This window comes from Mycobacteriales bacterium, assembly GCA_035533475.1.
Classification (GTDB): domain Bacteria; phylum Actinomycetota; class Actinomycetes; order DATLTS01; family DATLTS01; genus DATLTS01.
In genome coordinates this window covers 1-11,487 of sequence record DATLTS010000021.1, presented here as the reverse complement: position 1 = coordinate 11,487, position 11,487 = coordinate 1, and the positions used below count along the sequence as shown (strand labels likewise).

Below are 11,487 nucleotides of genomic sequence, written 5' to 3'. Positions count from 1 at the left end.
GGAGGTGGCGGTGCGGGTCCTCGGCGTCGACCCCGGGCTCACCCGGTGCGGGCTGGGTGTCGTCGACGGTCGGAGCGGGCGCAAGCTCGGCTTGGTTGCCGTCGACGTGATCCGGACTCCCCCGGGCGCAGACGTGGCTCTCCGCCTGCTCGCGCTCGAGCAGGCGATCACCTCGTGGATCGCCGAGTACCGCCCGGATGCGGTCGCGGTCGAGCGAGTGTTCAGTCAGCACAACGTCCGAACCGTCATGGGGACCGCGCAGGCCGGCGCCGTGGCCCTGACCACCGCCGCCCGGGCCGGCCTGCCGGTCGCTCTGTACACCCCCAGCGAGGTCAAGGCGGCCGTTACCGGATCCGGTCGCGCCGGCAAGGCGCAGGTCGCGGCGATGGTCACCCGGCTGCTCGGCCTCCCCGCCGCGCCACACCCGGCGGACGCGACGGACGCGCTCGCGCTCGCCATCTGCCATGTCTGGCGCGGGGCGGCGGCCGCCCGGATCGCGGCCGCGCTGCTCCGGAGCAGCGCGTGATCGCCAGCGTGAGCGGGCGGGTCACCGCGCTGACCGCGGACGGGGCGGTGATCGAGGTCGGCGGCGTCGGCCTCTGCCTGGTCTGCACCCCGGCGACAAGGGCACGGTTGCGGATCGGCGAGCCGGCGCGACTCGCCACCTCGCTCGTGGTCCGCGAGGACGCGCTCACCCTCTTCGGTTTCCTCGACGATGACGAGCGGGCCGTCTTCGAGCTGCTCCAGAGCGCGACCGGCGTTGGACCCCGCCTCGCCCAGGCGGTGCTCGGCGTGCACGCCCCCGCGGCGGTCCGGGTCGCGGTCGCGACCGAGGACGTGGCCGCGCTCACCATGGTTCCCGGAATCGGTCGCAAGGGTGCGCAGCGGATCGTGCTCGAGCTCAAGGACCGGCTTGGTGCCGGGCCAGCCGCCCCCGCCGGTGGCCTGCCCGGTGCGCCGGGTCCGATCTGGCGTGAGCAGCTGCGCGGGGCCCTCACTGGCCTCGGCTGGACCAGCCGCGAGGTCGACGAGGCTTTGATCGCGGTGGGCCCCGAGGCTGACGCCGCCGAGGCGATCGGCGAGGCTCCCCAGGTGGCCGACCTGCTGCGCTCGGCGTTACGGATGCTGAGCCGGGCATGAGCGCGACCTCCGAGCTGGTTTCGCCCTACGCCGATGGCGACGAGCGGGTCGTCGAGGCCGCCTTACGGCCACGTCGGCTCGCCGAGTTCATCGGTCAAGAGCGGGTCCGCGAGCAGCTGGGCCTCGTTCTGGAGGGCGCCCAGCGGCGCGGCCGACCGCCCGACCATGTGCTGCTCTGCGGTCCACCCGGACTGGGGAAGACCAGCCTGGCGATGATCATCGGTGCTGAGCTGGGGGCTCCGCTGCGGATCACCAGCGGGCCGGCCATAGAGCGCGCCGGTGACCTCGCCGCGCTGCTCTCGACCTTGACCGAGGGTGAGGTGCTCTTCCTCGATGAGATCCACCGGATGGCCCGTCCCGCCGAGGAGATGCTCTACGTGGCGATGGAGGACTTCCGGGTCGACGTGGTCATCGGCAAGGGGCCCGGGGCGACCGCGATCCCGCTCGACGTCGCACCGTTCACCTTGGTCGGTGCCACAACTCGAGCCGGTCTGCTGCCCGGCCCGCTGCGCGACCGGTTCGGCTTCGTGGCTCACCTGGACTTTTACGATCCCGCCGAGCTTCGGCAGGTCCTGGTGCGTTCGGCGGGTCTACTCGGTCTGACGCTCAGTTCGGGCGGCGCCGATGAGATATCCGGCCGCTCGCGCGGGACCCCGCGGATCGCGAACCGGCTCCTGCGCCGGGTGCGCGACTACGCCGAGGTCCGGGGTGACGGCACCGTGTCCCGGGAGGTCGCCGAGGCGGCGCTCGCGCTCTACGAGGTAGACGACCTCGGCCTCGACCGGCTCGACCGCGGTGTTCTCGATGCCCTGCTGCGCCGGTTCGGTGGGGGCCCGGTCGGGCTGTCCACCTTGGCGGTGGCGGTGGGGGAGGAGCCGGAAACCGTGGAGGAGGTCGCCGAGCCGTTCCTCGTCCGCCAGGGGTTGCTCGCACGAACCCCGCGCGGCCGGGTCGCCACCCCCGCCGCCTGGCGTCACCTCGGGCTCAGCCCGCCGCCCTCGACCGGCCCGACCCTGTTCGATCAGGTCCGATAGCCGCGGCACGTAGGATCTCGCGGAGTCTCCCGGAGAGGTCCCTTCGTGCACATCGCCCACCTCGTCGCGCTGCTGGCGGCGACGACGACGCCAGCGAAGAAACAGTCGCCGGCCGTCTTCTTCATCCTGCTGCTCGGCATCGGCCTGGTCTTCCTGTTCATGCGGCCCGGCCGCAACCGGCGTCGCCAGCAGGTCGACTCGGTGCGCCAGCAGGTAGTTCCCGGAGCGGAGGTCCGGACGAACGCCGGGCTCTACGCCACCGTGGTCTCGGTGGACGCGGACTACCTCGTGCTCGAGATCGCGCCCGGGGTCCGGGCCCGTTTCGATCCACGGGTCGTCGTCGCGGTCGTAACCCCGGTCGAGGAGGTCCCCGAACTGCCCGAGCAGGAGCACGCCGCGGGCGATCCCACAGATCCGAGGGACGAGCCGGGCCCCGAGCCCGCGGAGGACCACGGCTTGCCGGATGAGCCGACGGCCGGGGTGGCGCCGGCCCCGGAGCTGCCGCACGGCTCCTCGGACACACCCGAACCGGGCTCCGGGTCGACCGGGGAGAAAACCGGCGACCCGCCGCCGGAGGAGAATCCGCAGGCCTGACCGACGGGATAAGGGCCGCGCGCCCGCCGTCCCCCGACCCGAAAGAGAACAGCTGTGGCCTCTCGCAGTCCGACGCCGCGCCCCGGCCGGTCCCTGGGCGTCGTGGCGCTCGTCGTGGTCGGGCTCTACCTCGGGGTGTTCCTCGGCCCCCAGCACGCGCCCCAGCTCGGCCTCGACCTGCGGGGCGGCACCAGCGCCGTCCTTACCGCAACCGTGCCGCACGGCCAGGTGACCAAGAGCCAGCTCCAGGAGACCGCGAACATCATCACCGCCCGGGTCAACGGCAGCGGGGTGACCTCGGCGACGGTGACCACGCAGGGCAACAGCGACATCAAGATCGAAGTCCCGGGTACCGGGAGGGAGGCCCTGATCAACAGCCTGGAGAAGGTCGCTCAGCTGCGCTTCCGGCTGGTCCTGGAGTTCGCCGCCGGAAGCGTCACCGCCCCGGCGCCAGTTCCGAGCCTGAAGGCAGTGCCGACCAAATCGCCGGCTAAGAAGAAGGCCGGCGCCGCGATCGTCACCCTGCCGACCGCTAGCCCGACCGCCCGGTCGAGCCCCAGCCCGAAGCCCGCCGCGACGCCGGCGGCGGCGACCCCGAGCCCGACGGCCAGCCCGAGCGGCATCCCGAGCGCCGCGCAGTTCACGCCGAACTCGCCCCTGTCGCAGGTGGCGTTCAATCAGCTGGACTGCGCGAAGGACCCCGACCCGATCTTCCCGCCCAACCTGAACAACCCCCCGCCGGACCTGCCGAGCGACTGGATCCTCGCCTGCGATTCGAGCCATACGATCAAGTACCTGCTCGGGCCGGCGACGGTCGAGGGATCGATGATCTCCAGCGCCTCCGCCGGGCTGGATCAGCAGGGCACCGGGCAGTGGGTCGTCAACCTCAACTTCAACGGCCAGGGCACCGGCCTGTGGGCGAACCTCACGGGGCAGGCCTTCAAGCTGCCGAGTCCGCAGGCCGCCGCCTGCCTCCCGCCGACCGGCTGCAACGAGATCGCGGTCGTTCTCGACGGGGTGGTCGACTCCGCCCCCACGGTGAACCAGGGTGCGATCACCAGCGGGCAGACCATTATCAGCGGCACGTTCACCGAGACCGACGCCAAGTTGCTCGCCAACGAGCTCTCGTACGGTGCCCTGCCGGTCCACCTGTCCAAGGCGACCATCGAGACGGTGTCACCGACCCTCGGGTCCGCTCAGCTGCGCGGCGGCCTGATCGCCGGGGCGATCGGGTTGGGCCTCGTCGTCGTCTACTCCCTGGTCTACTACCGCGGGCTCGGCTTCGTGACCGTCGCCAGCCTCGCCCTTTCCGCGGTCCTGCTCTACGCCCTGGTCACCGTGCTGGGCGACACCATCGGTTACACCCTGACCCTCGCCGGCATCGCCGGTTTCATCGTGGCGGTCGGAATCACCGCGGACTCTTTCGTCGTCTTCTTCGAGCGGCTCCGGGACTCGGTACGGGAGGGGCGCACGCTGCGCAGCGCGGTCGAGTTCGCCTGGCCGCGCGCGCGGCGGACGATCCTGTCCGCGGACACCGTCTCCCTGCTCGCCGCCATCGTCCTTTACCTGTGGTCGGTTAGCGACGTTCGCGGGTTCGCCTTCACCCTCGGTTTGTCGACGATCTGCGACCTGTTCATCGTCTTCTTGTTCACCAAGCCGATGCTGACCTTCCTCGTCCGAACCCGGCTGTTCCGGTCCGGCGGTGCTTTCTCCGGACTCGGGGCGGCCCGGATGGGGACGGCCCACGAAGAGGAGCGCCGGCTCCCCCCCACCGGCCGGCCGGCGGCGCCACGAGGGCGGGGCTGACATGGCGCGTCGTGGATTCGCCTACCGGCTCTACACCGGGCAGATCTCCTACGACTTCATCGGCCATCGCCGATGGTGGTATCTCGGTTCCGGCCTCGTCCTGCTGGTCAGTGTTCTCAGCCTGGCCCTCGTGGGGATCAACCCGACGATCGACTTCAAGGGGGGCGCGGAGTTCCGGTTCCCGACCGAAGGCCACTCGATCTCCGACGTGCGGACCCTGTTCGGCGGCCTCGGGCTGTCGGATTCCGTCGTGCAACAGGCCGGCAGCGGGTCGGCGACCTCGTTCATCGTCGACACGAAGACGCTCCCCGAAGGCGAGCTGACGACGGTCGAGCAGAGCATCCAGAGCAAACTCGGCGTTCCCACCAAGGGCCTCAGCTCGACGTCGGTGGGCGCCACCTGGGGAGGTCAGATCACGAACAAGGCGCTGGAGAGCCTGGCGGTCTTCCTCGTCGTGGTCGTCGCCTACCTGTCCATCCGCTTCGAGCCGAAGATGGCGTTCGCCGCGATCGTCGCCCTCATCCACGACTTGGTGATCACGGCCGGGATCTATTCGCTGTCCCGATTCGAGGTGAGCCCGTCGACGGTCATCGCACTGCTCACCATCCTCGGGTACTCGCTCTACGACACCGTGGTCGTCTTCGACAAGGTCCGGGAGAACACCCAGGGCTTGGCTGGCGGCAGCCGGATGACGTTCTCCGACGCGGCGAACCTGGCGGTTAACCAAACGCTGGTCCGGTCGATCAACACCTCCGTCATCGCCCTCCTCCCGGTGGCCGGGCTGCTCATCATCGGGGCCGGCCTGCTCGGGGCGGGCTCGCTGAAGGATCTTGCGCTCGCCCTGTTCATCGGGTTGGCTTCCGGGGCCTACTCCTCGATCTTCATCGCCACCCCACTGGTCTGCGACCTCAAGGAACGCGAACCGCAGTTCGTGGCCCTCGCGAAGCGGGTAGCGCTCAGCCGGAGCAAGCAGGCCGTCGCGCCGGCGGCGACCCGGGGTCCAGAGCCGGCCGTCGCGGTGGCGGGGGTCGGTGCGGTCGAGGATCCGACGACCGTTCCCCGCGCGCCGGCGGCGACCCGGCCGGCGGCGGGCAGCCGACCACGACCCGCACCGCCGCGACGCAAGGGTGGGCGGGGCCGGCCCGGCAAGAAGCGGCGACGGTGACGGCACGGCCGCCGACCGGCCGGTGGCCGTGATCCCCGACCTAGCGACCCGACTACGCGAGCTGATCCGCGAGGTTCCGGACTTTCCAACGTCGGGGATCCGATTCCAGGACATCACGCCCCTGCTCGCCGATCCCGTCGCGTTCGCCGGCGTGGTCGAGGCGATCGGTGCTCAGTACGGGCGGGGCGCTGTCGACAAGGTGGTCGGGATCGAGGCTCGCGGATTCATCCTCGCCGCCCCGGTCGCCTACCACCTCGGGGCCGGATTCGTGCCGGTCCGAAAGCACGGGAAGCTCCCGGCGGCGACCCTCGACGCGGACTACGCGCTCGAGTACGGCACGGCGACGCTCGAGGTGCACCGGGACGCGTTCGGCCCGGGGGACCGGGTGCTCATCGTCGACGACGTCCTGGCCACCGGCGGGACCGCTGCTGCCGCCGCCGGGCTGGTGGAACGAGCCGGCGGACAGGTGCTCGGGGTCAGCGTGCTGCTCGAGCTGCGCACCCTCGAGGGACGTCGGGCGCTACCTGCGTCGAATGTCCACGCGCTGCTCTCGATCTGAGCGACATCCGGAAGGTCCGGGGCCGGCCCGTCGTTATGCTCGGGTAGAGCCCTGCAGCCCGAGGAGCGGTGCGTGCCGGACGTCGTGCCGATCGACAACCCGCTGGCCGAAAGCCTGGTTCCGGCGGACCCGACGGATGCCCCATCGGCGACCGCCCGACGGGTCCGCAGCCGATTGGCCCGGCTCGGACCGGCGAAGAATGCCGGAACGCCGATCCTCGACCCGCTGATCAAGGAACTTCGGATCACCCACCCGAAGGTCGACCTTCGACCGGTCCACCGCGCCTACGAGGTCGCCGAACGCTGCCATGCTGGCCAGCTGCGGCGCAGCGGCGATCCCTACATCACGCATCCGGTCGCCGTGGCGACCATCGTGGCCGAGCTCGGCATGCCCGTCGACACCGTCGTCGCGGCGCTGCTGCACGACACGGTCGAGGACACGACGCTCAGCCTGGAAGAGATTCGCCGCGAGTTCGGCGAGGGCGTCGCCGAACTGGTCGACGGCGTCACCAAACTCGACAAGGTGAAATACGGCGACGTCGCCGAGGCCGAAACGATTCGCAAGATGGTCGTGGCGATGGCGCGCGACCCCAAGGTCCTCGTGCTGAAGCTCGCCGACCGGTTGCACAACGTTCGCACCATCGCCCACCTGCCCCCCGACAAGCAGCAGCGGACCGCCCGACAGACGCTCGAGATCTACGCCCCGCTCGCGCATCGGCTCGGGATGAACACGATCAAGTGGGAGCTCGAGGACCTCTCCTTCGCCACGCTGTACCCCAAGCGTTTCGACGAGATCGGCCGACTGGTCGTCGAGCGGGCCCCGTCCCGGGACGAGTTCCTTGCCACCGTGGTCGACCGGATCGGTAGCGAGCTGCGCACCGCGAAGATCAAAGCCACGGTCACCGGTAGACCCAAGCACTACTACTCGATCTACCAGAAGATGATCGTCCGCGGCCGGGACTTCGCCGACATCTACGACCTGGTCGGGATCCGGGTTCTTGTCGAGTCGGTCCGCGATTGCTACGCGGCGCTCGGCACGATCCATGCGTTGTGGTCCCCGGTCCCCGGCCGGTTCAAGGACTACATCGCGATGCCCAAGTTCAACATGTACCAATCGCTGCACACGACCGTGATCGGACCCGAAGGAAAGCCGGTCGAGATCCAGATCCGCACCGCTGAGATGCACCGCCGGGCGGAGTACGGCATCGCCGCGCACTGGAAGTACAAGGAGGTCACCGGCGGTGGGGCGCCGAGCACCGCCAACGGGCCGGGCGAGCGCGACATGGTCTGGCTGCGCCAGCTTCTGGACTGGCAGCGCGAGACGTCCGACCCCGGTGAATTCCTGGACTCGCTGCGTTTCGACCTGCACGCCCAGGAGGTTTTCGTATTCACTCCGAAGGGCGACGTCATCGCCTTGCCGTCGGGTGCGACCCCGGTGGATTTCGCCTACGCGGTGCACACCGAGGTGGGCCATCGCTGCATCGGCGCCCGGGTCGGGGGCCGGCTGGTTCCACTCGAGTCGACGCTGGAGAACGGCGACGTCGTCGAGATCTTCACCTCGAAGTCGGAGACCGCCGGCCCGAGTCGTGACTGGCTCTCGTTCGTCCGCGGGGCCCGGGCCCGGAACAAGATTCGACAGTGGTTCGCGCGCGAACGACGCGAAGACGCGATCGACAGCGGCAAGGACGCGATCAGTCGGGCCATGCGCAAGCAGGGGCTGCCGTTGCAGCGGCTGCTCGGCGGCGACGCGCTCGTCACCCTGGCCCGGGACCTGCGGTACGGCGACGTCTCCGGCCTCTACGCCGCCGTCGGCGATGGCCATCTATCCGCCCAGTCGGTCGTCATGCGGTTGGTGGCTTCGATGGGGGGGCCCGAGGGTGCCGTCGAGGACCTTGCCGAGACCGCCGTCCCGACCCGTTCACAACCACGAGTCCGGCCGACCGACGACCCGGGTGTGGTGGTCCGCGGGGTGACCGACGTCTGGGTGAAGCTCGCCCGTTGCTGCACCCCGGTCCCGGGCGACGAGATCCTCGGCTTCGTGACCCGCGGGAGCGGGGTGAGCGTTCACCGGGTGGATTGCGTCAACGTGTCGGCACTGTCGAACGAGCCGGACCGGATTGTGGAGGTCGAGTGGGCGCCCACCGCTGGGTCGGTCTTCCTCGTGGCCATCCAGGTCGAGGCGCTCGATCGCACCAGGCTGCTCTCGGACGTCACCCGGGTGCTCTCCGACGCGCACGTCAACATCCTGTCCGCGTCGGTGACCACGACCCGGGATCGCGTCGCGGTGAGCCGCTTCACCTTCGAGATGGGCGACGTCAAGCACCTCGGCCACCTGCTGGGCAGCGTCCGCGGAGTTCAGGGCGTCTACGACGCCTACCGGGTGACCTCCGGGGCTTGATTCCGAGCTGCGCCTTGCCCTGACCCGGGGGGCACGTCCAGCGCTGCCTGTGCCCACGGGGGCTCGCGTCTGCGCTGGGTTCACGAGCGGCCGGGTGGCGGCATCGTCGGTGCATTGGTGTGCGGCACATCGTTGGACTCGTGTATGCCATGGCCGGCTCACGCTCGCGTGGCCTGCCGCCCTTGACCGAGTGTGGGCCGTGATGCCGCTTCGCGCCCGGGCGTCGCGCGGGCTACATTTCAGGCCGGAACTCGAAGGGATAGGCAGCGGTGGAGGATCTCGACCAAGATCTGATCGGCACCGTAGGACATGTGACCGTTCCCATCCTGCCCGACCGTCCGGGCGAGGTGGTGCTGCCGGTGCGTGGAGGCACCGAAGCGTACGCGGCGTTCTCCGATGAGCCGATCCCGAAGTTCACCAGGGTCGTCGTGGTCGAGTGTCGTTCCGGACGGTCTGTGGATGTCACGCCTGTCTGACGAGGCCGGCACAAGGACTCTAAGGGGAAAACGATGTTGTTCTGGCAGGTCCCAGCACCTAACGAAGCCCTTCTCATCTCGGGGTCGAGACGGAAGGCTCAGGACACGCAGTTTCGCATCGTCACCGGACACGGCAGCTTCGTGCTGCCCGTCAAGCAGAAGGCCCGCATCCTGTCCCTGTCGTTGCGTGAGGCTGAGGTCGTCGAGGAATGCATCACTACCCAGGGCATCCGACTCAAGATCCGCGCTATCGCGGCGTTCAAGATCGGCGACGACCCCGTGTCGATTGCCAACGCCGCCCGCCGGTTTCTCTCCGAGCAAGATCGGATGGAAGAGCTAGTCGGTCGGATCTTCGCCGGCCACCTTCGCTCGATCATCGGCAGCCTGACGGTGGAAGAGATCATCAGGGAGCGCGACCGGCTGGCACAGGAGGTGAAGGACGGCAGCCACGGCGAGATGGAGAAGCTCGGCATCGTAGTGGACTCCCTTCAGATCCAGGAGATCGAGGACTCCACCGGGTACATCAACAACATCGCCGCGCCGCACGCCGCAGCGGTAGCTAGCCAGGCCCGGATCGCGGCGGCGAAGGCCGATCAAGAGGCGACCCAGCGCGAACAGGAGGCAGCTGCCCTGCGAGCCCAGTACGTGCGGGACACCGAGATCAAGCAGGCGGGCTTTGCGGCCGAGACCGAGGAGGCCAAAGCCAGAGCGGCGCAGGCTGGCCCTTTGGCTCAGGCGAAGGCGACCCAGGAAGTCATCACCGAGCAGACCCAGCTCGCCGAGCGGACGGCGCAGCTCACCGAAAAGCAGCTCGAGTCGGAGGTCCGTCGACCAGCCGATGCGGCGGCCTATAAGCAGCGGACCCTCGCCGAGGCCGACCGTGACACGACGAAGCTCTCGACCGAGGCCGAGGCATTCAAGCAACGGACCTTGGCTGAAGCCGGACGAGTCACCACCAAGCTCAACACCGAAGCCGAGGCCAACCGACGGCGCACGCTGGCGGAGGCGGAAGCAGACGCCCTGAAGGTTCAGGCAGCGGCGGACGCGGAAGCGAAGAAGGCCCATGCCGACGGGGATGCCTACGCGCAACGTGCCGTCGCTGCCGCGGAGGCAGAGGCGATCAACGTCCGAGCCGATGCGCTCACTGGCGGTAACCAGGCGCTCATTGCTGCGAACAAGCTGATCGACGTGTTGCCTGCCCTGGTCGATGCGGCTGCCAAGGGGATCGCTGGTTCCCACCTGACGGTGCTCAGCGGCACGGAGGGGGTGAATCAGGCAGTCGCGGGTGTGGTGGGCCAAGGCCTGTCGATCTATGAAGCGCTCCGGAGGTCGCTCGGAACGATCGACCCGGCTAGCCCAGACGGGCATGGCCATGTCGACTCGGCCCACCCCGATGGCGCGAGCGGCTCGACTCCTGCCCGGTCAGGTCGCGAGGTATCCGGCGCCTCATCGCCCCCGAGCTTGGCCTCGAAATCCTCGTCGGACGACGCGCCCAAGAAGTAGCTCACCAGCGCCGGCGTCGTAAACTGCGGGTGGGTTTGCCGCGTTAGCACGGGGGGATGCGAGCACCCGCCGTACCATGGGGCCATGCAGTTCACTGCGGCGGTCACTCACGAGGGCGGTTGGCGCGTAGCGCGCTGCCTCGAGGTCGAGGTGACAAGCCAGGGGAGCACTGTCGAGGAGGCGCTTGCAAACCTGCAGGAGGCCCTCGAGTTGTACTTCGAAGACCAACCGATTCCCGACGTAGTCGAGCCGCCGATCATCGCCACGGTCGAGCTCTCTGCGTGAGCCCGGCGCTCCCCGTCCGTTCGGGAGCTGACGTCGTCGCGGCGCTATCCAAGTCCGGTTTTGAACGGATCAGCCAACGCGGTAGTCATGTCAAGCTCCGGCGAGCTGAGCGGACAGTCGTCGTCCCGTTGCACCGCGACCTGGCGCCGGGCACACTACGGTCGATCCTGCGTCAGGCTGGTCTATCGGTTGAGGAGTTCGTGGCACTGCTGTGATCGGAGTGGGCCCGAGCGCGCTCACCGCGCTGGCCGGTCGGGGAAGATCGCTGAGTGACCCGATAGATTCGCCGTTTTCGCTCGGCTGCGGAACGTTCGGTAGGCGCGGGCGCACGCCGCTGGGCCGGAGCTACACGACGCGTACCGAGTGACGTCGGGAGCTTGATATTCGGTAACTACTCAGCCGCCCGCTCAGGCGATGGCGGGGATCCAGGGCCCACTGTCGTGGAGCATGCGTAGGACGGCCAGAGCTGGTTGGCCTTGTTTGCGGGCGGTGTCGAGGTAGGAGCGCAGCCGGCAGAAGGCTTTCGCG

11 protein-coding genes are annotated in these 11,487 nt (G+C 69.4%); all 11 read left to right on the top strand.

Annotation, left to right across the window (positions count from 1 at the left end; genetic code table 11):
• Window positions 1-10: 10 nt before the first annotated feature.
• Window positions 11-526 carry a crossover junction endodeoxyribonuclease RuvC gene (gene ruvC / locus VNG13_04370; protein ID HVA59758.1) on the top strand — a complete coding sequence of 172 codons (516 nt, stop codon included), beginning with the start codon at window positions 11-13 and terminating at the stop codon, window positions 524-526.
• Complete coding sequence (ruvA, locus tag VNG13_04365) at window positions 523-1,140, top strand: Holliday junction branch migration protein RuvA (protein HVA59757.1); 618 nt, start codon at window positions 523-525, stop codon at window positions 1,138-1,140. Before ruvC ends, ruvA begins: the two co-directional genes overlap by 4 nt.
• Complete coding sequence (ruvB, locus tag VNG13_04360; GenBank protein ID HVA59756.1) at window positions 1,137-2,174, top strand: Holliday junction branch migration DNA helicase RuvB; 1,038 nt, start codon at window positions 1,137-1,139, stop codon at window positions 2,172-2,174. The genes ruvA and ruvB overlap by 4 nt, the downstream gene beginning before the upstream one ends.
• A 45-nt stretch (window positions 2,175-2,219) precedes the next feature.
• Complete coding sequence (locus tag VNG13_04355; GenBank protein ID HVA59755.1) at window positions 2,220-2,768, top strand: preprotein translocase subunit YajC; 549 nt, start codon at window positions 2,220-2,222, stop codon at window positions 2,766-2,768.
• A 102-nt stretch (window positions 2,769-2,870) separates the two neighbouring features.
• Window positions 2,871-4,574 carry a protein translocase subunit SecD gene (gene secD, locus VNG13_04350; GenBank protein ID HVA59754.1) on the top strand — a complete coding sequence of 568 codons (1,704 nt, stop codon included), beginning with the start codon at window positions 2,871-2,873 and terminating at the stop codon, window positions 4,572-4,574.
• A gap of 1 nt (window position 4,575) precedes the next feature.
• Window positions 4,576-5,739 (top strand): protein translocase subunit SecF, encoded by a 1,164-nt coding sequence (gene secF, locus VNG13_04345; protein HVA59753.1) that lies wholly within the window; start codon window positions 4,576-4,578, stop codon window positions 5,737-5,739.
• A 22-nt stretch (window positions 5,740-5,761) separates the two neighbouring features.
• Complete coding sequence (locus VNG13_04340; protein ID HVA59752.1) at window positions 5,762-6,298, top strand: adenine phosphoribosyltransferase; 537 nt, start codon at window positions 5,762-5,764, stop codon at window positions 6,296-6,298.
• A 90-nt stretch (window positions 6,299-6,388) separates the two neighbouring features.
• Window positions 6,389-8,695: a bifunctional (p)ppGpp synthetase/guanosine-3',5'-bis(diphosphate) 3'-pyrophosphohydrolase gene (locus tag VNG13_04335; GenBank protein ID HVA59751.1), complete on the top strand. Its 2,307-nt coding sequence runs from the start codon at window positions 6,389-6,391 to the stop codon at window positions 8,693-8,695.
• 269 nt (window positions 8,696-8,964) lie between these two features.
• Complete coding sequence (locus tag VNG13_04330; protein ID HVA59750.1) at window positions 8,965-9,171, top strand: hypothetical protein; 207 nt, start codon at window positions 8,965-8,967, stop codon at window positions 9,169-9,171.
• Between the two features lie 33 nt (window positions 9,172-9,204).
• Window positions 9,205-10,674: an SPFH domain-containing protein gene (locus tag VNG13_04325; protein ID HVA59749.1), complete on the top strand. Its 1,470-nt coding sequence runs from the start codon at window positions 9,205-9,207 to the stop codon at window positions 10,672-10,674.
• Between the two features lie 84 nt (window positions 10,675-10,758).
• Window positions 10,759-10,959 carry a type II toxin-antitoxin system HicB family antitoxin gene (locus VNG13_04320; GenBank protein HVA59748.1) on the top strand — a complete coding sequence of 67 codons (201 nt, stop codon included), beginning with the start codon at window positions 10,759-10,761 and terminating at the stop codon, window positions 10,957-10,959.
• Window positions 10,960-11,487: the final 528 nt, after the last annotated feature.

Excerpts from the sequence above, each read along its gene's own strand:
- VNG13_04320 (HVA59748.1), top strand. The coding sequence starts at position 10,759 with ATGCAGTTCACTGCGGCGGTCACTCACGAGGGCGGTTGGCGCGTAGCG.
- VNG13_04325 (HVA59749.1), top strand. The coding sequence starts at position 9,205 with ATGTTGTTCTGGCAGGTCCCAGCACCTAACGAAGCCCTTCTCATCTCG.
- secF (HVA59753.1), top strand. The coding sequence starts at position 4,576 with ATGGCGCGTCGTGGATTCGCCTACCGGCTCTACACCGGGCAGATCTCC.
- ruvB (HVA59756.1), top strand. The coding sequence starts at position 1,137 with ATGAGCGCGACCTCCGAGCTGGTTTCGCCCTACGCCGATGGCGACGAG.